The organism is Streptomyces sp. Z423-1, from assembly GCF_013009255.1.
Classification (GTDB): domain Bacteria; phylum Actinomycetota; class Actinomycetes; order Streptomycetales; family Streptomycetaceae; genus Streptomyces; species Streptomyces gossypiisoli.
On the sequence record NZ_CP053109.1, the window covers coordinates 8,193,323 to 8,217,030 of the forward strand.

Annotated in this window: 24 protein-coding genes; 6 read left to right on the forward strand and 18 right to left on the reverse strand. The window is 72.4% G+C overall.

The genetic code is table 11. The features are described 5' to 3' along the window. Positions 1-82: 82 nt before the first annotated feature. The 5 genes from HJD23_RS37205 to HJD23_RS37225 all read right to left on the reverse strand — a co-directional run bounded on the left by HJD23_RS37205 (position 83) and on the right by HJD23_RS37225 (position 8,495). Entirely contained in the window at positions 83-2,737 is a 2,655-nt protein-coding gene (locus HJD23_RS37205) for a DUF6493 family protein (RefSeq protein WP_171113070.1), read from the reverse strand. After that, entirely contained in the window at positions 2,734-4,146 is a 1,413-nt protein-coding gene (locus tag HJD23_RS37210) for an SWIM zinc finger family protein (protein ID WP_171113068.1), read from the reverse strand. Before HJD23_RS37210 ends, HJD23_RS37205 begins: the two co-directional genes overlap by 4 nt. A 142-nt stretch (positions 4,147-4,288) precedes the next feature. Next, positions 4,289-5,863 (reverse strand): alkaline phosphatase D family protein, encoded by a 1,575-nt coding sequence (locus HJD23_RS37215; protein WP_171113066.1) that lies wholly within the window; start codon positions 5,861-5,863, stop codon positions 4,289-4,291. Between the two features lie 208 nt (positions 5,864-6,071). Next, positions 6,072-7,529 carry a PLP-dependent aminotransferase family protein gene (locus tag HJD23_RS37220; protein WP_232108336.1) on the reverse strand — a complete coding sequence of 486 codons (1,458 nt, stop codon included), beginning with the start codon at positions 7,527-7,529 and terminating at the stop codon, positions 6,072-6,074. 114 nt (positions 7,530-7,643) lie between these two features. Beyond that, positions 7,644-8,495, reverse strand: coding sequence for an alpha/beta fold hydrolase (locus tag HJD23_RS37225; RefSeq protein WP_171113064.1), 852 nt, complete (start codon positions 8,493-8,495; stop codon positions 7,644-7,646). Between the two features lie 152 nt (positions 8,496-8,647). Between HJD23_RS37225 and HJD23_RS37230 the strand changes: the two genes are divergently transcribed. After that, the gene (locus tag HJD23_RS37230) at positions 8,648-9,532 is read left to right on the forward strand and encodes an RNA polymerase sigma-70 factor (protein WP_171113062.1); all 885 of its coding nucleotides are present in this window, start codon (positions 8,648-8,650) and stop codon (positions 9,530-9,532) included. 200 nt (positions 9,533-9,732) lie between these two features. Beyond that, positions 9,733-10,494 (forward strand): GntR family transcriptional regulator, encoded by a 762-nt coding sequence (locus HJD23_RS37235; protein WP_171113059.1) that lies wholly within the window; start codon positions 9,733-9,735, stop codon positions 10,492-10,494. Positions 10,495-10,610: 116 nt separating this feature from the next. Here HJD23_RS37235 and HJD23_RS37240 read toward each other — a convergent pair whose 3' ends face one another. The 3 genes from HJD23_RS37240 to HJD23_RS37250 all read right to left on the reverse strand — a co-directional run bounded on the left by HJD23_RS37240 (position 10,611) and on the right by HJD23_RS37250 (position 13,720). Beyond that, positions 10,611-11,768, reverse strand: coding sequence for an ROK family transcriptional regulator (locus HJD23_RS37240; RefSeq protein ID WP_171113057.1), 1,158 nt, complete (start codon positions 11,766-11,768; stop codon positions 10,611-10,613). A 120-nt stretch (positions 11,769-11,888) separates the two neighbouring features. Then, positions 11,889-12,551, reverse strand: a complete 663-nt coding sequence (locus tag HJD23_RS37245; protein ID WP_171113055.1) for a response regulator transcription factor — start codon at positions 12,549-12,551, stop codon at positions 11,889-11,891. Positions 12,552-12,565: 14 nt separating this feature from the next. Further along, complete coding sequence (locus HJD23_RS37250; protein WP_171113053.1) at positions 12,566-13,720, reverse strand: histidine kinase; 1,155 nt, start codon at positions 13,718-13,720, stop codon at positions 12,566-12,568. A gap of 108 nt (positions 13,721-13,828) precedes the next feature. On the opposite strand from HJD23_RS37250, the gene HJD23_RS37255 reads away from it, so the two are divergent. From HJD23_RS37255 to HJD23_RS37265, 3 genes are read left to right on the forward strand one after another with little or no spacing between them, the layout of a single operon-like run. After that, positions 13,829-14,749, forward strand: coding sequence for an ABC transporter ATP-binding protein (locus tag HJD23_RS37255; RefSeq protein WP_171113051.1), 921 nt, complete (start codon positions 13,829-13,831; stop codon positions 14,747-14,749). A 2-nt stretch (positions 14,750-14,751) separates the two neighbouring features. Continuing rightward, the gene (locus HJD23_RS37260) at positions 14,752-15,477 is read left to right on the forward strand and encodes an ABC transporter permease (protein WP_171113049.1); all 726 of its coding nucleotides are present in this window, start codon (positions 14,752-14,754) and stop codon (positions 15,475-15,477) included. A gap of 40 nt (positions 15,478-15,517) precedes the next feature. Further along, a complete protein-coding gene (locus HJD23_RS37265; RefSeq protein WP_171113047.1) occupies positions 15,518-15,949 on the forward strand; it encodes a hypothetical protein in 432 nt (143 codons plus the stop codon). A 522-nt stretch (positions 15,950-16,471) separates the two neighbouring features. Here the strand turns inward: HJD23_RS37265 and mug are convergent. Next, positions 16,472-17,017, reverse strand: coding sequence for a G/U mismatch-specific DNA glycosylase (mug, locus tag HJD23_RS37270; RefSeq protein ID WP_171118615.1), 546 nt, complete (start codon positions 17,015-17,017; stop codon positions 16,472-16,474). Next, positions 17,014-18,456 carry an adenylosuccinate lyase gene (gene purB, locus HJD23_RS37275; protein ID WP_171113045.1) on the reverse strand — a complete coding sequence of 481 codons (1,443 nt, stop codon included), beginning with the start codon at positions 18,454-18,456 and terminating at the stop codon, positions 17,014-17,016. Before purB ends, mug begins: the two co-directional genes overlap by 4 nt. 445 nt (positions 18,457-18,901) lie before the next feature. Between purB and HJD23_RS37280 the strand changes: the two genes are divergently transcribed. Then, positions 18,902-19,105 (forward strand): helix-turn-helix transcriptional regulator, encoded by a 204-nt coding sequence (locus HJD23_RS37280; RefSeq protein ID WP_171113043.1) that lies wholly within the window; start codon positions 18,902-18,904, stop codon positions 19,103-19,105. A gap of 283 nt (positions 19,106-19,388) precedes the next feature. On the opposite strand, the gene HJD23_RS37285 is transcribed toward HJD23_RS37280, so the two are convergent. The 8 genes from HJD23_RS37285 to HJD23_RS37320 form a co-directional block, all read right to left on the reverse strand. Further along, complete coding sequence (locus HJD23_RS37285) at positions 19,389-19,592, reverse strand: hypothetical protein (RefSeq protein ID WP_171113042.1); 204 nt, start codon at positions 19,590-19,592, stop codon at positions 19,389-19,391. Further along, a complete protein-coding gene (locus HJD23_RS37290; protein WP_171113040.1) occupies positions 19,589-20,053 on the reverse strand; it encodes a hypothetical protein in 465 nt (154 codons plus the stop codon). The genes HJD23_RS37285 and HJD23_RS37290 overlap by 4 nt, the downstream gene beginning before the upstream one ends. Before the next feature lie 85 nt (positions 20,054-20,138). Next, complete coding sequence (locus HJD23_RS37295) at positions 20,139-20,987, reverse strand: helix-turn-helix transcriptional regulator (RefSeq protein ID WP_171113039.1); 849 nt, start codon at positions 20,985-20,987, stop codon at positions 20,139-20,141. Further along, positions 20,984-21,721, reverse strand: a complete 738-nt coding sequence (locus HJD23_RS37300; RefSeq protein WP_171113037.1) for a DUF6879 family protein — start codon at positions 21,719-21,721, stop codon at positions 20,984-20,986. The genes HJD23_RS37295 and HJD23_RS37300 overlap by 4 nt, the downstream gene beginning before the upstream one ends. A gap of 168 nt (positions 21,722-21,889) precedes the next feature. Continuing rightward, positions 21,890-22,198, reverse strand: coding sequence for a hypothetical protein (locus HJD23_RS37305; RefSeq protein WP_171113035.1), 309 nt, complete (start codon positions 22,196-22,198; stop codon positions 21,890-21,892). After that, entirely contained in the window at positions 22,198-22,383 is a 186-nt protein-coding gene (locus HJD23_RS37310) for a hypothetical protein (protein ID WP_171113033.1), read from the reverse strand. The genes HJD23_RS37305 and HJD23_RS37310 overlap by 1 nt, the downstream gene beginning before the upstream one ends. A 4-nt stretch (positions 22,384-22,387) precedes the next feature. Next, entirely contained in the window at positions 22,388-23,392 is a 1,005-nt protein-coding gene (locus HJD23_RS37315; RefSeq protein ID WP_171113031.1) for a LysM peptidoglycan-binding domain-containing protein, read from the reverse strand. Then, positions 23,392-23,697 (reverse strand): hypothetical protein, encoded by a 306-nt coding sequence (locus HJD23_RS37320; protein ID WP_171113029.1) that lies wholly within the window; start codon positions 23,695-23,697, stop codon positions 23,392-23,394. Before HJD23_RS37320 ends, HJD23_RS37315 begins: the two co-directional genes overlap by 1 nt. Positions 23,698-23,708: the final 11 nt, after the last annotated feature.

Consider the following 23,708-nt stretch of genomic DNA (forward strand, 5'->3'; position numbering starts at 1 on the left):
CTTTCTACTGCTGTCGTGCCGCGGATGCGTGGCCTGCGACGACATGCCTGTCCGCCCAAGGCCCTGTACCAAGCGGCCTACGTCATGCGGCCACCTCCTCGACCAACGCATTGCGCAGCCGACGTGCCTGCGTCACCAGACGCGAGGAGCCACGCCGTGTCGCCGCCTGCGCCAGGTGCGGCAGATCGCCGCGCGCCCCGGACCGCTCGGCGCACTCGGCCGCCACCGCCAGCAGCTCCCCGAGCCCCCGGGCCGGCGCGGCCGCCCCGCCGGTCGTGAGATCGGCGAGCAGCACGGGCAGCGTCCGGCTCAGGACGCTCCAGATGGTGGCGTTGGCGCCGGTGGCCGCCGCCGTCCGCGCCGACTCGGCCAGCCGCTGCGTCTTCACCGCGCCGCACTGGACCAGCTGCCCGAGGTCCGTGCCCAGCCGAACCACGTCCAACTGCCCGCGCGCGGCCAGCACCAGCAGCGCGTCCACGGCGGCGAGCCGGTCCTCCTCATGCCGTGCCCCGAGCCCGTAGGCCAGGCCCAGATGAACGGCCTCGCCCGCCTCGCCGCCGGACTCGGCCAGCGGCGGCAGCGCGGCGGCGGCACCCTGGGCGTCGTCCACGGCGAGGTCGGACAGATCCTGCAGCAGCCGCGCCGCCACCAGCTCGCGCCGCTCCGGGAGCAGGGCCGACCAGTGCTGCCGTATGTCGTCGTCCCAGTGGTGGCACCACGCCCGTTTCTGGAAGACGCTCATCGGCCTGCCCAGCGGCCGGAACTCCGCCGGGAAGTCCTCCTGCAGGTCGAGCACCTCGCCGAGCTCGACCAGGACGCGCGGACCCGAAGTCCGCCGCCGCACGGTGGGGAGCGCGGGGACCTCGGAGGTCAGCCAGGCGGCGAGCCGCCTTCCTTCCTTCGTGTCGAGCGCCGCCGCCCGCCGGGCCGCCGACTCGGCCGCCTCCCGGTCCGCCCGGCGCACCCGAAGCAGGGCCTGCGCGAGGTCGGTGGCCGCGACCCGGGCGCCCAGCCGCCGGTAGGAGTCGAGGCGTTCGACCAGCTCGGCCGGTTCCAGCAGACCCGTGCTCCAGGTCGGGGTGGACAGCAGGAAGGGCAGCGGATCGGTGCGCATCCGGTGCGCCACTTCCCACAGGCGGCACTCGAACGCCCGGAAGAGGGCACCGTGCACGCAGTCACGGGAGGTCGAACCGCGCTGGACGCGCGCGTGCAGTGTGGCCGTGGGGATCCTGCCGCGCAGGGTGGCGAGGAGAAGGTCGAGGCCGTCGGCGGCGTCGGACACGGCGCCGTACGAGCCGGCGAAGCGGTCGCCCGACACGGCCCTGTCGGCGCTGTCCCACCAGCGTCGGGTAATCACCGGCTCCAGGGCTGCCAGCAGGGCGTCACGGTCCTGGTGCGCATGCCGGACCAGGCCGTCCAGGGCCCGCTCGAAGCCGCTCACACCCGGCTCGGAGGCCAGCGCCGCCCCCACCTCCTCGGCCAGCTCCACGGCGGACGCGGCGGCGGGTGCCAGACGTGTCGGCTGTGGTGCCGGGGGCAGCAGCTCCTCGTAGCCCAACGGATCCGGATCCGCAGGCGGCGCGCACAGCGTCCCGACCGCCCGGGCGCGCAGGCCGGGAATCAACTGCGCGGCGGCCATGGCCAGCTCCGCCCGCGCCTGCTCCGAGGCGAGCCTGTTGACGTGCCGCTCGACCAGCTTCAGTGCCCGCTCCTGGATCTCCGCGTCCTCGTGTCCGAATGCCTGCGCGACGGTCGGCAGCAGCTCTCCGGTCGCGGACGCGTCCCGCGCGAGCACCTTGCCCAGGAGCACGAGCTGGGCCCGCACGAGCTTCTTCTCGGTCCGGAACAGCACCGCTTCCGACATCTCCGCCAGGTGGCGGGGCGCCAGCTCGCCGTCCAGGGCCAGGCCTCCGAGGACGGACTGGGCGTACGAGGCCACCGTCGACGTCGCGTCCGAGGCCAGCGCCAGCCAGTCGGCCGTCCGCTCCCGCTCCTCGTCCCGGGTGAGCCCGAGGCACTTCAACAGACGCAGGAACACCCGCTGATCGGCGGCCGTACCACCCCGCAGCAGCCGGGCCACGCACGCGTCGACCGTCACCCCGCGGTCGAGGGCGCCCTCGACGGTGAGCTGCGCCAGCGCGCCGGTCCAGCTGTCCGGGCCGTCGTCGTTCGGCCACTGCAGCCGGCTGCCGATGTCGTCCGTCTCGAACAGGGCGGCGGCGAGCTCCCGCAGGTGCGGGTCCTGCCGCAACCGGTCGAGCAGCGTGCCCCCGCGCTGCCACGAGCCGCGCAGGTGGTCGACCCAGCCCCGGACGTAGGCGTCGGTCGTCGGCACCGGACAGCCACAGAGCCGTACCAGACCGGCCATCAGCTCGTACGGCACCCAGGCGGTGACCCGACGTTGCGCCAGCCGGTGTGTCACATCCGCCAGCCAGTCGGTCTCCCGGCCGCTCAGGATGTGCAGCAGCACGCCCGGCGAGGCTCCCGACCAGCGCAGGTCCGCGGCGGCGATCCAGCTCGCCACCCCAGCAGCCCCCGTCTGGCAGGCGGCTCCGGCCACAAGCAGCGCGGGATACGCGCGACGCGCGTCCGACTCCCAGGGCGCCGCCCGCAACTCCTTGCGCAGCGCCTTCAACGCGGCGAAGTGCGACCGCCGTTCGCCATCGGTCATGCCGTCCAGCAGGCTCACCACCTCGGCCGTACGGCCCGCCCGCACCAACTCCATCAGCGCACTCATCGCACACCCCCGTCGACCCGCTCCGTCTGCCCGACCTGTTCCGCGGCCATCCCGCGCCGCACCATGCGCACCGCCAGCGCGTGCTTGCACGGCCCGCGCCAGCCCCGGTACTTCGCCCACCACAGACAGCTGCAACTGAGCACCCCCGCCTGCTCGCGCACCCGGTGCACATGCCCGTCCTCCGCCGTCACCGTGGCGACCGCGCCGTCCAGGGCGACCGCGCCCGCCGTCACCAGCGCGCGGGCGGACCGCAGTCGCGGGTTGTGCCGTTCCACTCGCTCGGCGTCGTAGGGCAGTTCGCGGTGGAAGTAGGCTGCCTCCGCCACGTCGTACCCGACGCGCCCCGAGGTGCCGAGGCGGACGAGGGCGGCCCGGACGCGTTCGGCGGTCAGCCCGGAGGCGGCGGCGAGGTCGGAGACGTCGACGCGGGGCTCCCACGCCAGCAGAACCGAGATCAGCTCCGCGTCCTCGGCGGCCTCGTCGGTGGCCAGCGCGTCGAGGACGCCGCCCTCGCCGGAGAACCCGCGCGAGGCGTCGGGCGACAGTGTCAAGGTGAGCCGCATGCCCGGCAGGACGGCCTCCCAGGCGGCGGCCGTGGCGGCCGTGCCGCCGGTGACCGCGGGGCCGTACGCGCGCAGGGCCGTCGCGTGCCGCAGTACCCGCTGGAGCGCGATCAGCCGCTCCGGGCCGGGCAGACACACCGCGCCCGGCACGGCCCGGGTGCTCGGCCGCAGCCCGCGACCGGCCGGCACCACCCAGCGGGCGCCGCCCGACGCACCGCGCCCGCCACCGCGGGGGAGCGACCGCAGGAACCGCACCGCCTCGGCGGCCGGCAGCTCCGCCCGCAGATCGAAACCGGCGGCGATCACCTGCGCCTCGGCGAACCCCCGCAGCCAGCGATCGGGAAGCGGGACCTTCTTCTCCACGACCGGGCCGTCCAGCGTGGTCACCGCCAGCTCGTCCGGGCCGACCCGGAGGTGGAGCGGGTCGGTCGAGCCGATCCTCGACAGGGCCTCGCGCAGCGGGTTGTTGACGTCGACGTTCGTCGTCCCGTGCCCCACCGCGTCGCCGTCGAGGCCCGCCTCCAGGACGTCCAGGCGCGCGTACACCCCGCCACAGCCGGAGAACGACTCGAAGCGGAGCCGGTCGCCGTTGCCCGTCACCACCGGATCGAGCGAGGCGCGCAACTGCCGCTGGTAGTACCGCGCGGCCGCCACGTCCGCCACCGCCAGCAGCCCTGCCGCAGCTACTTGAGGCGCCGTCAGAAAGCCCGCGAAGAACTGCGGATGGTCCCGCACGCCCGAGGGCGTCGCACCTCGTGAGGTCTCCAGACCCAGGCGCTGTCCGTCCGCCGCGGACTCCAGCACGGAGGGTCGCCGATAGGCCACGGCCTGCAAAGATCGCGTCATGGGAAAACCGTAGAGGCGACCACTGACAATCGGCTCCGACCTGCGAAAACGCCGCGACAATAGCGGAGTTGGAGCGGATACCACCGTGCCGCGCACCAGGGATGACGCCGGTGCGCGGCACGCGTTCACGGCGGTGCGGGACCTACTGGCCGACCCGCCCCGGCTGGAGCACCTTCGTGAACAGCACGGTGCCGTCCTGCTCGCGCAGGCGGACCGTCAGTTCGGCGGTGTCGCCGTCGATGTCGACCTCGCCGAAGAACTGGTAGCCCTCGGCGGGCGAGACGTTGGCCGTCGTCGGCGCCTTCACGAACACCCGCTCCGGACCGAACGTGTTGTCGAGCGTGTTCGCCGGGAAGGCACCGGCGTTGAGCGGGCCGGACACGAACTCCCAGAACGGCTCGAAGTCCGTGAACGCCGCCCGCGACGGCTGGTAGTGCTGCGCCGAGGTGTAGTGCACGTCGGCCGTCACCCACACCGTGCCCGTGATCCGCCGGTGCTTGATGAACCGCAGCAGCTCGGCGATCTGCAGCTCACGGCCGAGCGGGGCACCCGGGTCGCCCTGCGCGACCGCCTCGATGTTGGGCTTGCCGTCCCCGGTGTCCGGCACGACCAGGCCGAGCGGCATGTCGGAGGCGATCACCTTCCACACCGCACGCGACCGCGACAACTCCCGCTTGAGCCACTGCAACTGCTCGCGGCCGAGGATGCCCTGCGGGTCGGTGGTCTGGTCGTCCGTCGAGTTGGCGTTGCGGTAGGTGCGCATGTCCAGGACGAACACGTCCAGCAGCGGCCCGTAGTGCTGCACCCGGTAGACCCGGCCTTCGGGGCGGCGCAGCGTCGATATGGGGAAGTACTCCGAGAACGCCTGCCGGGCGCGCGCGGCGAGCACGTCGACGTTCTTCTCCGTGTACCGGCTGTCGGCGAGGATCTCACCCGGGTACCAGTTGTTGGTGACCTCGTGATCGTCCCACTGGATGATCGACGGCACCTGGGCGTTGAAGGCGCGCAGGTTCTCGTCCAGCAGGTTGTAGCGGAAGTTGCCGCGGAACTCCGCCAGCGTCTCGGCGACCTTCGCCTTCTCCTCGGTGGTGATGTTCCGCCAGGTCCGCCCGTCGGGCAGCGTCACGGTCTCGGTGAGCGGGCCGTCGGCGTAGACGTTGTCGCCGCTGCAGATGAAGAAGTCCGGGTTCAGGGCGGCCATCGCGTCGTAGATCCGGTAGCCGCCGAGCTCCGGGTTGATGCCCCAGCCCTGACCTGCCAGGTCGCCGGACCAGACGAACCGCACGCCGTCACGCCGCCGGGCGGGCGCCGTACGGAAGGTGCCGGTCACCGGCTCGCCGGTACGGCGCGGGTCGTCCGGGTCGGCCAGCAGCACGCGGTAGTGGATCTGTTCGCCGGACGGCAGGCCGCGCAGCAGGGTCGTGCCGGTGAAGTCGGAGTCCTTGCCGAGCAGCGGGCCGTACCATCGGCGCGGCTTGCGGAACGACTCGGTCGCGGAGGTCTCGACGATCATCCGGGCCGGGCGGTCGGAGCGCACCCACACCAGCCCGGAGTGCGCGGACACGTCGCCCGTCTGTACGCCCCAGCCCGCCTTCGGACGCCCCGACAGGGCGAGGGCCGGCGCCGCGCCGAGGCCGACGGGCAGAGTCAGGGCCGCCGACGCGGCGAGAGAGCCGCGCAGGACGCTGCGGCGGCCGGGCAAGGGTCGGTGTGACATGGGTGCGCCTCCAGGACAGGACGGAATCCGGCCAGTTGCCATGCCAGAACTACTGGGATGCCGCAGCGCACACGCAAACGAGGAGTGAACAACGGGCCGCAAGGACACGGGGAGCGAAATGTGGCTCCGGGGGCTGTTGTGACTCGGTGAGGTTCAGGGCTACGGCGATGGACGCGCAAGGCGTTGCCCAAAGGCGCCGCCCACGCCCCTACTGACCCCGTTCCGCCTCCGCCATCACCCGCACCCCCTCCCGAATCCGCACCGGCGGCACATGGGCATACCCGAGCACAAGCCGCACCGCCGTGTCCCCATCGCCCGAGGCGCCCGCACGCGCGTACACGCACTCCGACAGCGCCCGTACGGCAACCCCGGCCGTCCCCACGCGCGCGAGGAACCGCTCCTGCGGCCCGTACCGCTCCGGCAGCGTCGCGATGACATGCAGTCCCGCCGCGATCCCGGACACCTCGGCGCCGGGGAAGTGCTCGTCGAGCGCGGCCACCAGGGCGTCACGCCGTTCGCGGTACGCGCGCTGGCAGCGCCGCAGCTGGCTGTCGTAGTCGCCGCGCTCCAGGAACCGGGCGAACAGCGCCTGGTCGAGGGTGGGATGGCCGAGGTCGATGGCCCGCTTGAGGGTGATCAGGTCGTCGGCCAGCCACTCCGGGACCAGCACCCAGCCGAGCCGCAGCCCGGGGGCGAGGGACTTGCTGACCGACCCCATATAGGCGACGCGTTCGGGGTCGAGGCCCTGGAGCGCGCCCACGGGCGCCCGGTCGTAGCGGAAGTCGCCGTCGTAGTCGTCCTCCAGGACGAGCCCGTCCACGGACCGCGCCCAGTCGAGCAGTTCGGCGCGGCGCTGAGCGGAGTACGCGATCCCGGTCGGGTACTGGTGCGCCGGCGTCGTGACCACGGCCCGTACCCCGGACGACCGCAGCGGCCCCATGGCGAGCCCCTCGTCGTCCAGCGGCAGTGGCACGGAGGTGACGCCGGCCGAGGCGTACACGCCGTCGTGCTGCGGACTGCCGGGATCCTCGACGCCGATCGCGGGCATCCCGCGCGCGTGCAGCACGATGGCGAGGAGTGTCGTCGCCTGGGTGACGCCGGAGACGACCACGATCCGCTCCGGGTCGGCGACCACTCCCCGGCGGCGGGCGAGCAGTTCGGCGAGTGCGGTGCGCAGCCTGGGCAGGCCGCGCGGATCGGGGTAGCCGAGGTCGTGGTGCGGCAGCTCAGCCAGCACCTGGCGCTGGGCGGCGGCCCAGGCGGCGCGCGGGAACAGCGACAGGTCCGGCGTCCCCGGCACGAAGTCGGCGCGCGCACCGGACGACCGGGGAGCGAGGTCACGCGCGCGCGGGTGTGCGGCCCGTACGGCGTCGCCCACCCAGGTGCCCGCACCCCGGCCGCTGCGCAGATACCCCTCCGCCGTCAGCTGCTCGTACGTCTCCGTGACCAGCCCGCGCGACACGCCGAGGTCGGCCGCGAGGTCCCGGCTGGACGGCAGCCGGGTGCCCGGCGCGAGACGCCCGGAGCGGACCGCCGCCCGCAGCGCGGCCTGCAATGAGCGGCCACGCGCGCGTGCGGGTGCCGAGGCGGCGGGCAGCAGCAACTCCCAGGCGGCGGAGCCCATGTGTTCCGCCCCGTCGGTCTGTAAGGCCTTCGAGGGCTTCATGGAGGGGACATTAGCTGGCGCGATGGAGGAGACATCGGCTAGCGCGGACAGAGGGGACATCGGCTGGTGCGGACACAGGGCCACCGGATCCGGGTGATCTCCTGACGGAGATCCTCAGGGCGTCTCCCTCGCGACGGAGCGGCTGCCGTCGAGCAGCACGCGCGCGACGAGTGCGGGATCGTCGTTCATCGGGACGTGACCGCAGCCGGGCAGCCGTATCAGCCGGGCCTTGGGCAGCACGTACTTGGCGCGGATTCCCTGCCGGGGCACCAGCAGCCGGTCCCTGCTGCCCCAGGCCACGGTGACCGGGATCCCGGTGATGTCGTCGGTGAACTGCACGTCCCGGCCGCTGCGGAGGGTCTCCGAGAACCCCTGGGCACGGGCCAGCGCGAGCGTCTCGGCGACCACCGCCTCGGGCGAACGGCGGCCCGGGCGGGCGTAGATGGTGCTCGTCAGCAGCGTGCGGCCCACCGCGGGGTGAGCGAGCGCCTCGACGACGGGCGGCGGCATCCGCCGGGCGAGCTGCCGCATCGCCATGAGCACGGTGAAGGCGTACCGCCGCTCCGCCTGCGACCAGAACCCGGCGGGGGACAGGGCTGTGACCGACCGCACGAGCTTGTCCCGGCCGAGCTCCAGCGCCAGCAGGCCACCCAGCGAGTTGCCCGCCACATGGGGCCGTTCGAGCTCCAGCGCCTCGCACAGCGCGGCGAGCACGGCGGTCATCGTCGGCAGGTCGTGCGCGAGGCCGTCCGGCAGCGCCGGGGACTCCCCGAACCCCGGCAGGTCAACGGCGATCACGTCCCGTTCGACGGCCAGGACGGGGACGACGGGGTCCCACGCCTGCCGGTGGTGACCTATGCCGTGCAGCAGGACCAGCGGTTCACCGCTGCCCACGCGCGCGTACGCCAGGTTCATGCTGCGCGGGCCGTGCGGGGTGGGGACCGTGAAGGAGACGGTGGCGGACATACAGCTCCTCGCCGAGGACTCGGGCCGGACCCCGAGGCGTTCGGGGCGGGCAGGGACATGGTGTAGACACCTTGTCAGTAACAGCTACTGACGGGTAGCCCCCCGTCGCCCGCAGATGGACACGACCGGACAGGATCGGATGGGATGAGGTGATGACCACCGATACCGCCACCGAGGTCTTCGAAGAGCACCGCTCCGTCCTCCTGGGCGTCGCCTACCGCATGCTCGGCCGCGTCGCCGACGCGGAGGACGTGGTGCAGGACGCCTGGCTGCGCTGGTCCGGCGCCGACCGCGCCGACGTGCGCGACCCGCGCGCATACCTCGTGCGCGTCACCACCCGCCTCGCCCTCGACCGGCTGCGCCAGATCAAGACCCGCAACGAGGCGTACGTCGGCCCCTGGCTGCCCGAGCCGTACGTCACCGAGTTCGGCGACACCGCCCCCGACACCGCGGAGCGGGTCGTGCTCGCCGATTCCGTCTCCCTCGCCGTCCTGGTCGTACTGGAGTCGCTGTCGCCGCTGGAACGCGCGGTGTTCGTCCTCCGGGAGGCCTTCGGCTACCCCCACGCCGAGATCGCCGCCATGCTCGACCGGGCCGAGCCCGCCGTACGGCAGCTGGCCGGCCGCGCCCGTCGGCACGTGGAGGAGCGGCGGGCGCGCTACGACGTCGACCCCGCCCAGCGCCGCGACCTCACCGAGCGGTTCCTGGCCGCCGCCGTGGACGGCGATCTCGACGGCCTCATGGCGCTGCTCGCGCCCGACGTCCGCCTCGTCGGCGACAGCGGCGGCAAGGCCAAGGCGCCGCTGCGGGTGCTGGAGAGCGCCGACCACGTGGGCCGCTTCCTCATCGGCGCCGCCCGCAAGGGCATTCCCGACATGTCGCACCGCTTCCTGGAACTCAACGGCGGTCCCGCGGTCCTCGTCCTGTCCGGCGACAAGCCCGACGCAGTGTTCCAGCTGGACGTCCTCGGCGGACGCGTCCAGGCCGTCTACGTCATCCGCAACCCCGACAAGCTGCGATCACTGGCCACCGCATAGACGCCGTTGTGTCACGAATGCGGCGTGGTGCGAACGGCCCATGAACGCTTGGCCGCACCCCACCTGTGCAGCGCCTGAGGGATCGAGGATTGGTCTTGACCAAGGGTGAGGGCCGTCTTATGGTCGCAGATAAGTACAACAACCTTTAATAAACAAGGGCGCTAAAACGCCGCCGGATCACGGCGATTGCGGAGGACAGGGTGGGGACCACGCAGCTGGAATCGGTGCCGGAACCTAAGTACTGGCATCTCAAGACCGTGCTCACGGAGGCACTGGACTCCGAGTTCTCGGTGGGCGAGATCCTGCCCAACGAGCGCGACCTCGCCGCCCGCTTCGGCGTCGCCCGCGCCACGCTCCGCCAGGCCCTGGAACAGCTGGAACTGGAAGGCAGGCTGCAGCGCCGCCGCGGTGTCGGTACGACCGTCGCCCCGCCGCGCGTGGGCGTGGCCGTCGGCACCGAACAGCACGCCTGGCCCGGCGCGGCCGGTGACGCCTGGCAGGCCGTCGACTGCACCGTCGCGGCCCCGCCGGCCGCGGTCGCCGGCGCCCTGGAGACCGGCCGCGACGAGCCCGTGCACATCGTGCGCCGCACCCGTACGACACACGGCCAGCCCGTCGCCGCCGAGCTGCTGTACATCCCGGCCGCGTCGGTGCCCGACCTGTCCGCCATCGACGCCCCCTCGGGACCGGCACGCGCGCGTGCGGTGCTGCGCGAGCTGCAGCACCTGGAGCTGGAGGGGCAGGACCGCGCCGTCGAACTGGGTTCGGCCCGCGCCGACGACGCCAAGGAACTCGACCGGCTGCCGGGCGCGCCGGTCCTGGTGGTCACCACCCGCTTCCACGCCGCCGGTGGCACCGCGGCGGTGTCCGTCGCGACGTACCGCGCTGACACGTGCCGCTTGACGTTCGGCGACTCGGGCGGAGTGGAGATCCACGAGGACCCGCAGCGCCGGGCGTCCTGAACGCCGTAGGCCCTTTCCGTACGGCGCCCCGGAGCGGAGTCTCTCCGGGACGCCGTACGTCTCTTGAGCCGGGCGTCGAGTCCGTGGCGCCGCTCTTCAGGCAGGGGAGCCGCCGCTCACCGGCGCGCCGTCACCGTGCCCTCCACCGCGAACAGCTGCTCCTCCACATGGTCCAGGGCCAGCCGCAGCGCCCCCGTCGCCACGGCCGCCTCGCCCAGCAGCGACAGCGTCACCTTCGGCGGCCGCAGACAGTACCGCGCCAGCTCCCGCCGCAGCGGATCCAGTACGCCGTCCAGCCCCGCCGCCCAGCCGCCGATGACCACCAGCTCCGGGTCGAGGGCCAGCACGAGTGCGGCCACGTCGTGCACGAGCCGTTGGATGAACCGGTCGACGGCGGCCATGGCCCGCTGGTCGCCCTCACGGGCCTGCGCGAACACCTTGGCGACCGCCTGCTCGTCCAGCGGATGCAAAGGCTCGTTCGTGGTGGACAGCAGCGTCTCCGGCGTCGCCTCCCGGCCCAGCAGATGCAGCGCGCCGATCTCACCGGCCGCTCCGCCGTACCCCCGGTGCAGCCGTCCGCCGATCAGTGAGCCGGCGCCCGGGCTCAGCCCCGCCAGCACGAACACCACGTCGTCGGACTCGGTCGCCGACCCCTTCCAGTGCTCGGCGACCGCCGCCGCGTTGGCGTCGTTCTCCACCAGCACCGGGCACTTGAAGGAGCGGCCCAGCCGTTCCCCGAGCCGCAGCCCCGTCCAGCCGGGCAGCGCGGTGCCCAGCCGTACGGTCCCGTCCGCCTCCACGATCCCGGGCGTGGCCACCCCCACCGCCCGCAGCGAGCTCCGTGCGACCCCCGCCCGGCGCAGCAACTCGGCGACGGCGGTGCGCAGCCGCTCCAGCCGCTCGTCGGCGTGCGCGGTCTCGTCGACGTCCTTGGCCTGCGCGCCGACGATCCGCCCGTCCAGATCCGCGAGCAGCGCGGCGACCCGGTGCGGCCCGATCTCCAGCCCCAGCAGATGCCCGGCCTCCGCCCGGAACCGGAACCGCCGCGCCGGGCGCCCCTGACGCCGCGCGGCACCCTCCTCGGCCGCCTTCTCCACCACGAGACCGGCCTCGATCAGCCCCTCGACGACACCCTCGACGGTCGGCCGGGACAGCCCGGTCACCCGGGTGATCTCCGTCAGCGTCGCGCAGTCCGTGGCACGCAGCGCGTGCAGCACCACCGCGGAATTGATCCTTCGCAGCAGCGAGGGATCCCCGCCGGTCAGCCGCCCCAACGTCCGTCCTCCCAGCTTGTGCGCGTGTTGGCCGGATCGTACTCGGCACCGCGGACAGCGGCGAGTGCCGTGAGCTTCCCCAGTCCGCCGAGTCCCGGGTCAGCCAGACGAGACCCTGGGTCAGCCGGGGGAGACGAACCCCGACTCGTAGGCCGTGATCACCGCCTGCGTGCGGTCCCGGGCCCCGAGCTTCGCCAGCACCGAGCTGACGTGCGACTTGACCGTCTCCGTGCCGACGACCAGCTGACCGGCGATCTCCGCGTTCGACAGCCCACGGGTCATCAGCCGCAGCACCTCCGCCTCCCGCTCGGTCAGTTGCGCCCGCTCCAGTACGGCCCGCGCCGCCGGGTTCCCGCTCCCGTCGCCGTGCTCGGCGGCCAGTTGCCGCACCGACGCCGGGAACAGCAGCGACTCGCCCTCGGCGACCAGCCGCACCGCGTGCACGATCTCCGCCGGCCGCGCCCGCTTCAGCAGGAATCCGTCGGCACCCGCCCGCAGCGCCTCGTAGACGTACTCGTCGTTCTCGAAGGTCGTCACCACCAGGATCTTCGGAGGATCCGGCACGGTCCGCAGCACCGCGCGCGTGGCCTCGATGCCGTCGAGCAGCGGCATCCGTACGTCCATGGCGACCACGTCGGGCCGCAGTTGGCGTACCAGCGGAATCACCGCGGCCCCGTCGGCCGCCTCTCCGACCACCTCGATGTCCGGCTGCGCCTCCAGCACGGCCCGCAGGCCCGCGCGTACGAGAGGTTCGTCGTCGACGAGGAGAACGGTGACCGGCATCCGGCCAGCGTAGATCAGCCCAGCGGCAGCTCGACGTGCACCTGCCAGTCGCCGTCGTCGGGGCCCGTGTGCGCCCGGCCGCCCAGCAGCGCCGCCCGCTCCCGTATCCCGCGCAGCCCGCTGCCCCGGCCGGGCCCGGGTATCGGCGCCGGCAGCGGATTGCGGACCTCCAGGTCCAGACGGCCGTCCGCGACCGCGACGCTCACGCGCGTGGGGACACCGCCCGCGTGCCGCAGCACGTTCGTCAGCGCCTCCTGAAGGATGCGGTAGGCCTCCCGGGAGACCGGCCCGGGCACCGTGGCCAGTGGTCCGGTGAACTCGGCGTCGACCTTCGCCCCGGAGGCGCGCGCGGACTCCAGCAGCCGGTCCGCCTCGACGAGCGTCGGACGGCTGCTCACCGGGCGCTCCGCCTCGCGCAGGATGCCGAGCACCCGGTCCAGGTCCTCCAGCGCGGCCCGCCCGGTCTCCTCGATCGCGCCCAGCGCCCGGTCCGTGAACGCCGGATCGCCCGCCGCCCGCGCGGCGCCCGCCTGCACCACGGCCACGGTCAGCGCGTGCCCTATGGAGTCGTGCAACTCCCGCGCGATCCGGTTGCGTTCCAGCAGTTGCTCGGTGCGCTCCTCCAGGGCGGCCAGCCGCTCGGCCGCCGACGGCCCCAGGAGCCGGCGTGCGATCGCGGTGACCAGCTCGCCGAACCCCACCACGCCGCCGTACATCGCGAGGAGGGGGAGCGGCACCAGGAAGGCGTACGCCCAGTGGGGTTCGACCATCCGCAGGATCGGGTTGTCGTACGGCCGGGTGCCGAGCGCCGCCGAGGCCAGGTCGACGGCGACGATCGGCAACCACACGGTCGTCAACGCGGTCACCGCGGCCAGGCCCATCCGGACCTCCAGCCACAGCACCGTCCGCAGCCGGTCGCCCCAAGTCGCCGACGGCGCGATGGAGATCCCCGAGTCCGGCTCGTCCGGCGTCAGCATGAACCGCGCCTGCAGCCCCTCGCCCCGCCGCACCGCCGGGATCAGGCCGACCGGGATCAGCAGCAGCGCGGGCACCCACGGCCGTGACATGTCGATGAACAACCACACGCTGGCCAGCAGCACCGGAACCCACAGGTGCAGCAGGCGGGTGTACGTCGTCCCGCGCAGCAGCGGGCGCAGAAGGCGGACCATCGGCTCATCGTGCCAGCCGCCACTGACAACGGGCCTCCCCCGGGCGGGGGAGACGATCTCCACGCACTGGGGAGGCCCGGCCCCCGGGCAGGCGGCCAGGCTGAGGCCATGACCAGCATCGACGTCCGAGACCTCACCAAGGAGTACGGCACCCGGCGCGCCGTCGACCACCTCACCTTCACCGTCGAGCCCGGCCGGGTCACCGGCTTCCTCGGCCCCAACGGCGCCGGAAAGTCCACCACCATGCGGCTGGTGCTCGGCCTCGACCGGCCGACCTCCGGCACCGCGACCATCGGCGGCCGTGCCTACGCCACGCTGCACGAACCGCTGCGCGAGGTCGGCGCCCTGCTCGACGCCCAGGCCGCGCACGGCGCGCGCACCGGACGCGACCATCTGCGCACCCTCGCCGCGAGCAACCGCATCCCGGTGCCCCGGGTGGACGAGGTGCTGGAGGAGACCGGGCTGGCCACCGCCGCCCGGCGCCGGGTGAAGACGTACTCCCTCGGCATGCGCCAGCGCCTCGGCGTCGCGGCCGCCCTGCTCGGCGACCCGCCCGTCGTCCTGCTCGACGAGCCCTCCAACGGCCTCGACCCGGAGGGCATCATCTGGATCCGCACGCTGCTGCGCCGGCTCGCCGACGAGGGCCGCACGGTGCTGGTCTCCAGCCATCTGATGAACGAGACCGCGTCCTTCGCCGACCACCTGGTCGTCCTCGGCCGGGGACGACTCCTTGCCGACATGCCGATGCGTGACTTCATCCACGCGCGCGTGCAGCCCCGCGTCCGGGTGCGCACCACACAGGACGCCGCCCTGCGGGAGCTGCTCGCCCGGCACGGCTACGAGGCCGCCCCGGGCGACGGCGGCGGGTGGATCGTGCAGCACGCGCGCGTGGAGGACATCGGGCGCCTCGCCTCCGAGGCGCGGCTGCCCGTCCTCGAACTCACCGTCCAGGAAGGCACCTTGGAACAGGCCTATCTGGATCTGACCGCCGCCGAGACCGAGTTCACCGCCCGGCCCCAGGAGGCCTGACCATGCCCTTCACTCCCGTCCTGCACGCCGAGTGGCTGAAAATCCGCACCTTGCGCTCGCTGTACGGCGCCCTGATCGCGCTGTTCGCAGTGACGACGGCGTTCTCCGCGATCGCCGCCACGGACGGCAGCGACGACCCCGAGTTCGACCCCCTGTTCACGGCGCTTCTCGGGATGATGCCCGGCCAGATCGCTGCCGTCGCCTTCGGTGCTCTCGCGGTCTCCTCCGAGTTCACCGGCGGCGGGCTGCGGCTCGCCCTCGCGGCGGTGCCGCAGCGGGGGCGTTGGTTCACGGCCAAGCTGACCGCCATCGCCGTACCGGTGTTCCTCGTCGGACTGGTCACCGGAGGCACCTCGCTGGCCGCCGCCCGCGCGGGCATGGGCGCCGCGGCGGACGGGCTCACCGCAGGGGAGCAACTGCGCGGCGTCCTGGGCAGCGGCGTCTACCTCGCGCTGATGGCTCTCTTCGCGGCCGGACTCGCGGCACTGCTGCGCAGCGGGATCGGCGCGCTCAGCATCCTGATCCCCTTCCTCCTGGTCGTGTCCTTCGTGATCGGGGACACCGCGGGTGGCCTGACCGACTTCCTGCCGGACCGCGCCGGCCAGGTCGTCCTGCACAGCACGTGGGACGGGACCCTGGGCCCGTGGACCGGGCTCGCCGTGACCGCGCTGTGGACGGCGGGTGCGGTGGCGGCGGGTGCGTGGAGCGTTCGGCGGCGGGACGCCTGACGCGCCGCCAATTGTCAGTGGCGCCGGGTTTACTGGCTTCATGAACATCGCACGGTGCCTGGACACGATTGACCGGCTGTGCTCGCGCCCCCTTCCGGCGGAGCACGGCTGGTCGGACGTCGGCCGAGAAGGACCGGGCTACTACATAGCGGAGTTAGGAGCCGCGGACCCCGACTGCGCGCACGGGGAGCGCACGGCCGAGGACGTCGAAGCGTTCAGAGAGGGGATCGCCCAGCGACTCAACGAGCGATGGGGGGCGAATCCCCTGTGGGGCATGCTCACGCTTCGGGTGCGCGGCGAGCGGGGCGAGGACATACCGGAGCCGTGGGCGAGCATCAGCACCCTGGCGGACGACCTGTACGTGTGGGAGGCGACGGGAACGGGCCGCTGGGTCGCGCTGGGCATCGCCGACGGCGACGAGACGGACCCGGCCCGGCTGCTCGCCGTTGTCACGGAGGTGGACCCCGAGTGACTGGCTGGCCCTGGGCGCGGGGTGGGACCCGTGTGACCGACTGGGTCCTCTGTATGGGGATGGAGCTCGTGTGACCGGCTGGGTCCTCTGTATGGGGATGGAGCTCGTGTGACCGGCTGGGTCCTCTGTATGGGGATGGAGCTCGTGTGACCGGCTGGTCCTCTGCACGGGGGATGGAGCTCGTGTGACCGGCTGGTCCTCTGTATGGGGATGGAGCTCCTGTGACCGGCTGGGTCCTCTGCACGGGGGATGGAGCTCATGTGACCGGCTGGTCCTCTGCACGGGGGATGGAGCTCGCGTGACCAGCCGGGTCCCCTGCACGAGGGTGGAGCTCGCGTGACCGGCCAGTCCTGCGCGCGAGGTGGGCGTGAGTGACCGGCTGGTCGTCCGCAGGGCGGTGGCCTCCGTGTGGCCCGCCAGTGCTGCGCACGAGGTGGCCCCCCGCGAGAGCCGGTCAGCCCTCCGTACAGGTGGCCCCGCCTCGACCGGTCAGCCCTCCGTAAGGTGGCCCCGCCCGACCGGTCAGCCCTCCGTGGCCTCCCGTAGTCGTGCGAACTCGTCCGCCATCGTCTGAGCCGTCCAATGCGCGTTCAGCCCGGAGGGATTGGGCAGCACCCACACGCGCGTGTCGCCGATCGTCCGCGCCTGCGGACCCACCCGCGCCGTGCGGTCGTCGAAGGCGGCACGGTACGCGGTGACGCCCACCACCGCCAGCCAACGCGGCCGCAGCCGCGCCACCTTCAGAGACAGCAGCCGCCCGCCCTCCCGGTACTCCTCGGCGCTCAACTCGTCGGCCCGGGCAGTCGCCCGCGGCACCACGTTCGTGATGCCGAGCCCGTGCGACAGCAACTCGCCCTGCTCGGACGGCTTCATCAGCCGGGGCGTGAAGCCGGACAGATGCAGTACGGGCCAGAAGCGGTTGCCCGGACGGGCGAAGTGGTGGCCCGTCGCCGCGGTCATCAGGCCGGGGTTGATGCCGCAGAACAGCACGCGCAGGCCGTCCGCGACCACGTCCGGTACCAGCCGGTCGCGGGCGGCCTCCAGCTCCTGCTGAGTGAAGCGCGTCAGAGGATCGCTCCGGGCGTGTAGCCCGCCGCCTCCGGGCGCTGCTTCACGATCTCCTCGATCCGGCCGACCACCGCCCCGACCTGGTCGGCGGCGGCACCGGTGAAGGACAGCTTGTCGGCCATCAGCTCGTCGAGCTGTGCTCGGTCGAGCGGGATGCGCTCGTCGGCGGCGAGCCTGTCCAGCAGCTCGTTGCGCTCGGCACCCTGCTCACGCATCGCGAGGGCGCACGCCACGGCGTTCTCCTTGATCGCCTCGTGCGCGACCTCACGGCCGACACCCGCCCGCACCGAGGCCATCAGCACCTTGGTCGTCGCCAGGAACGGCAGGTAGCGGTCCAGCTCACGCGCCACGACCGCCGGGAACGCGCCGAACTCGTCCAGCACCGTGAGGAACGTCTCCAGCAGCCCGTCCAGCGCGAAGAACGCGTCCGGCAGCGCGACCCGGCGCACCACCGAGCAGGACACGTCGCCCTCGTTCCACTGGTCGCCCGCCAGCTCGCCGGTCATCGAGGCGTAGCCGCGCAGGATCACCATCAGGCCGTTGACGCGCTCGCAGGAGCGGGTGTTCATCTTGTGCGGCATCGCGGAGGAGCCGACCTGACCCGGCTTGAAGCCCTCGGTCACCAGCTCGTGCCCGGCCATCAGCCGGATGGTCTTGGCCAGCGAGGAGGGCCCCGCCGCCAACTGGACCAGGGCCGTCACGACCTCGTAGTCCAGCGAGCGCGGGTAGACCTGGCCGACCGAGGTGAAGGCCTGCGAGAAGCCCAGGTGCCCGGCGATCCGCTGCTCCAGGTCGGCGAGCTTGGCGGCGTCCCCGCCGAGCAGGTCCAGCATGTCCTGCGCGGTGCCGACCGGGCCCTTGATGCCGCGCAGCGGGTAGCGGCCGAGCAGCTCCTCGATCCGGCCGTGGGCGACCAGCAGCTCGTCGGCGGCGGTCGCGAACCGCTTGCCCAGCGTGGTGGCCTGCGCGGCGACGTTGTGCGAGCGCCCGGCCATGACCAGCTCGCCGTACTCACCTGCCAGCTTGCCCAGCCGCGCCAGCACGGCCACCGTACGGTCGCGCATCAGCTCCAGCGAGAGCCGGATCTGCAGCTGCTCGACGTTCTCGGTCAGGTCGCGGGACGTCATGCCCTTGTGCACCTGCTCGTGCCCGGCGAGGTCGTTGAACTCCTCGATCCGCGCCTTCACGTCGTGCCGCGTGACCTTCTCGCGCTCGGCGATGGAGGCCAGGTCGACCTGGTCGAGGACGCGCTCGTAGTCGGCGATCGCCGCGTCCGGCACCTCGATCCCGAGGTCCTGCTGGGCGCGCAGCACGGCGAGCCAGAGCTGCCGCTCCAGCTTCACCTTCTGCTCGGGCGACCAGAGCGTGGCGAGCTCGGCGGAGGCGTAGCGTCCGGCGAGGACGTTCGGGATGCGGGGCTTGGCGGGAGCAGAAGTCACGTAACCGGAGTTTACCTGGCGGTCGCCGTGGTCCTGACGCGTCCGCAACGTCCATAGCGTCCAGGTCAGAGGCGGTGCGGTCGCGGTCTCGCGCCGGGTCTGTGAGACGTGTGTGAGACGGCGTGAGATCCGAACAGGCCTTCCGAGGAGCACAGCACGGCCCCGGCCGACGAGGGTTTCCGGTCCCCCGTCGGACGGGGCCGCTGGGCTCACACCGTAGTGGATTTCGAACAAGCTTTCTATAAGCGCCTGGCATATGCCGAGACGCGCAAGGTGCCCACACAGAGAGACCCGCCCCGCCGGAGGTTTCCGGTCCTCCGGCGGGGCGGGCGATTTGGGGGCCCCGCTTCACAGCAAGATCAATTAAAGCGTCAGCCGTGACGCTGACATGTGATCATGCAGGTCTCAGGTTTGTCGAGTGCCTCGCGACGAACCTCAATGGATCTTGGAACGACGTCGCGAGCTGGGCGACCACATCCGGGAACTGCGCATCCACGCCAACCACACCCAGGAGAGCTTCGCGGAGCTGACCGGCATCGACCGGCGCACACTCCAGCGCATCGAGCGCGGCGAGAGCGACCCGCGGTACGGACACCTCCTGAGGATCTCCGCCGCCCTCGACATTCCCGTCTCGGTCCTCGTCCACTGAGCGGCCGCCCCGCAACGGGGGATGCAGGGCGGCCGCCCTCCCACCGCCGGCGCCGTCAGTACTTCCCCGGCGGCGGGAGCTCAAGCGGTCGTAGCGCGGTACGCCTCCCACAGCTGATCCGCGACAGGGCACCGGCTGTCTTCCATCGCACAGGATCGACAGTCCGCGGTGTGGCCTATGTACGCGCGGTACGCCCGCTGAGTCCGAGTGAACCGAACCGCGGTACCGACCCGCTGTAAATTCCCGCCGCCAGCCCGCGCCTGGTACTCCCACGCCGCCCTGCTCACCGCTGCCTCCGGCGGGGACGGTCGTCATGGTGGTTGCGGATCTCCACGTTGAAGTCCGACACGCGGGACTGGTCGTTCCGGGCCGCCGCCGCGGCACGCTGGCGTACCAGCGCCTGGCACACCCCGCAGTCCGCCGGGGGCTCCGGCCATTCCAGCGGCAGGCCGAGCCTGGGGGCATCTTCCATGGTGGTGGTCTTCATCCGAGTGCCTCCGTGGGGCGCCGGTGCCAGCCGGGGCCGAACGCCGCGGCGAGCACGTTGGGGTCAGTGAGGTGGCCCGATCCGTCGGGACGCCACAGCCACCAACGGCCCTCCACCTGCCAGCCCGTCGGCGGACAGCGCAGCATCCAGCCCGCAGGCTGCACCGACACCTGCCGCACGTCGGCCAGCTCTTCGGCGGCATCGAGCGGCACGAGCCACCACAGCTTGTCCAGGTCCGGATCAGCGAGCACCGGGCCGCGTTGTTCGTCGCGGAGGCGTACGGCCGCGGGCATGCCGGTGACGAGGCGAGACTCGGCAACGAGCCAGTGCTCGCCAGAGGCGATGGGCGCGAGTTCCTCGGCGTCCCACGCCTGGCGTACGAGGTCCGGGTGCGCGGAGCAGTCGGCGAGCCACGCGTCCCCGGCCTCGTACCGCGCCACGAGAGGTGTCGGTTGGGCCATGACCAGCACGTTATGCAGGACGATTGCGCATGCGCGCCCCGATTGCGCGCAATTGCGCGAGCACCCAGAAGGCTTGCGCCGATTGCTATGTGAGATCCAGAGAAGCCCGCGCCCGCCCGATCAGCCGCCGCGCCGGCGCCCCGTACTCGGCAGACCCAGAGAGCCAGTCCCACGCCCGCTCGTACACCGCGATGTCCTCGTCACCGGTGAGCCACAATTCCTCGCTGATCGTCTCGACGATGACCAGTCGCCGGTCATAGATCCAGAACGCGTGCGGGGCCGTACGACGCAGCTGCGCACCGAACGGAATGATGCCGAGCTCAATGCGGCGCTGGCCAACAAGGTTGTAGAGGCGGTCCAGTTGCTCGGCCATCACGTCTACAGGGCACGGGCGGTGGTAGAGGGCCGCCTCGCAGAGGACGAAGTGGAAACTCTTGGCCGGGTCGTACAGCGCCTCTTGTCGGCGCTGGCGGGCTTCCACGGCCGCGTCGGTCGTCGGCGGGATGCCGCGGAACTCGGCGAGGCCGTCGAAGATGACGCGCGCGTACTCCGGCGTCTGGAACAGGCCGGGGATCCGGGACACCTCCAGGCCGCGGATCGTTGTCGTGGCGTCGGTCAGCTTGACGCCGATCTCCTGTCGGCCGCGGTGCCCGCCGGCCAGCTGCCGACGCCACGATCGGTGGCGCTGCTTCATGTGCAGCCCAGCGAGGAGACCGTGCAGCTCCTGCTCAACATCGAGCCGCCCGATGGCGCGCGCCCACGCGGTGAGATCTGCGCGGGTCGGGGTCTGCTTGCCGTTCTGGAGCCGGGAGACCTTCGACGTCTGCCAGCCGAGCTGAGCGGCGAGGTCCTTCCCGTCCAGACCAACCTCGACGCGCAGCTCGCGGAGACGCGCGCCGAGGGCCTCCCGGGCGGCCTGGAAGTCAGTCGTCACACAGTGGAACGTACCCGCTCGGCGAACTCCGCTGTAGGTACAGCGTCGTGCCAGGCAGCATCCCGGGCCTGGCACGCGGCGAGCACCTCCGCCGGATCCTCGGTGACGTACACGCCGAGTGTCGTGTCGTCCTCGTCGAAGGCGAACCGCGCCAGGATCTTGGAGTCGAACAGCCAGAAGTCGAAGTCCGGCAGACGCCGCTCCTCCGCCTGCGCACGGGAGAGGTTGCGGATGTCCTCGCCGGCGCCCACGTTGCCGGGCGCGCTCGCGAGGAGAAACCGCTGGCCCTCAGTAGCCGGCTCGTCGACGATCCGAACGCGCTCGAACCTCTTGCCCGCCGCGGTCTGGGCGGCGACGTTCTCCAGCCACGGGCTCGGCTCGGCGGCGATGTCCTCGCCGGCCTGCCACCGCGCCCACTTCGGACTGCGACGGTCGGAGGCGTAGCCGCGGCGCGTCTCCAGCCGCCACGCGGTGTGGCGGAACTCGCGGAACAGGTGGGAGATCGAGGCGAACGGCTGGAGGGCAGGGCTGTCGGTTCGGGGCGCGTAGCGGATGAGGAGGCTGCGCGGCACCCGGACGAACGTCTCCGACGGCTTCACGTTGCGCAGCTGGACCAGGTGCTCCGGGTTGGTCTCGCGGTCGCCCTGGACGAGGATCTCGTCCGTCTCCGGGATCTCGTACAGGGTGGGGCAGTCGCCTTCGTCGCTGGTCGTGCCGATGAACCTGAGCGTCATCTTGCCCTCCGTCTCAGCGGGTTGGAGCTCCCAGGATGCGCGTACGTGCGCGCGAGCGCCCACTGATTGCAGCGGATTGCGCCTACCCCCGGGCTGCTGACGATTGCGCGCAAGCGGACATGACGAAAGGCCCCCTCCCGCCCGAAGGCGAGAGGGGGCGTTCGTGGTTCAGCCGCCGAGGGCTTGGTACAGCGCCACAGCAAGGGCGCCGACCGCCGTAACCGCCGCGAGGGACGGCAGCGGCCAGCGGCCCTTCTCCAGCGTGCTCACACGCGGCTCGATGTCGGTGGTCTTCGGCATGGCTTCCAGGGCGCGGAGCCGGGACTCGTGGTCGGCGAGGTCGGTACGGATGTCGTTGGTCTCGTTCAGGATGCTGTCGAGCTTGGCCTCGATCCGTCCCACCGCCTTCGCCAGGTCCCGCACCTCCTGGTACGTCTGCGCTGGGCTGATGTACACGCCCGGGTCGGGCGTCGTCATCAGATGCCCTCGCTGTCCTGCCGGTTGGGTACGGCCCAGGTGAAGCCGAGTGCGGCGAGAACGGCCAGGCCCGCGGCCCAGCCCTCGGCGGCCGTGACGACGTCGTCGGTCACTGCGGCGGACAGGGTGCCGGTGCCCGCGGCGAGCGCGGCGACGACGGCCTTCCAGTACTTCGAGATCTTCACGTGCCTACTCCTTTACGTCGAAGCCGCGGCGGGCGCCGAGCTTGGTCAGGGAGGTCTTGCCGGGGATGCCGTCGGCGTCGTCGCCGCGGTAGCCGAGACGGCGCTGCCACGCCGCATACGCGCTGCGCGTCGCCGTCCCGAAGTGCCCGTCCGCCAGCCGCCGCGCGAGGAGCCCCTCGCCGACCAGCGCCATCTCCACGAGTTGCGTCTCCGGGTACGACACCGGTGTGCCCGCCTTCGGCGGATCCACGAGAGCGGCCGTACGTAGCCGGGACAGGTCCACCACCGGCCGCGCCGGCGGCCGCACCGGAGCCGACACCTCCCCAGGCACGGTGAGGACCTGGCCCGGCACGATCGTGTACGGGGCCCGCAGACTGTTCGCGGCGGCCAGCTGCTGCCACGTCACACCCCGGTACTGCTGGGCGATCGAGTACAGCGACTCCCCACGCTGCACCTTGTGGGGGGCCCCGCCGGGCTTCGTACCGGCCACCGCTGCGGCGATGCCGGGCACGACCACGTCCCGGAACTGGGTGATGCGCGCGGCTCCCGGGCAGGCGGTGCCGGACGTCGACCACGCCCGGTGCAGGCTGTGGTAGCCGATCCCCGGGGCGTCCGCACTGCGGCAGATCCGCACGGGGATGTCGTGGGTGCGGTGGGCCCACGCGCCGAGCGCGATCAGTTCGGCGAGCTGCTCGTCCGTCCACGGATCGCTGGCCTTGGTGTTGGAGGCGGTCTCGACGCTGATCGCGCCGGTGCCGTCCGGGCGGCGGTTGGCGGCGGCGTTGGCGTCGGCGCGGGTGGTGGTGGACAGGTACTGGGCGAGGTCGCCGCCGTACCCGAGCCCGAAGTGGCTTTCCAAGTTGGTGCTGTCGCGCCAGAACTCGTACGTCCGCCGTGGTGTCCACGGGGCGACGATGCTGTGGAAGATCAGCTGTGTGGGCCGGATGGAGGACTGCTGCCGGGCCTCAGGCAGCAGCTCCATCTTCGTGGCGCCCTTGTACCAGGCCATCACACACGCTCCGGCCACGACCAGGTGCCCGCCTCGGTACCCTCGGCGCGCGACGTGGCCCACAGAGTGTCGTTGCCGTCCAGGAACACCTGGAGGTTGACCGTGACCTGGGCCTCCTCCCAGACACGCACGATCATCGCCGGGAACACGTCGCCCTCGGCGACCCAATTGCCGACGTGCCCGACATACCCGGTGCGCTCGGCGGCGCTGCGACTCTCGTGGAAGTCCCTGCGGCGCCGGTTGACGGCCTCCGCTTCCTGCTGGCTGATGCGGTAGTGGACGATACGTCCGATCGATGGCTTCAAGACGGCCTCCA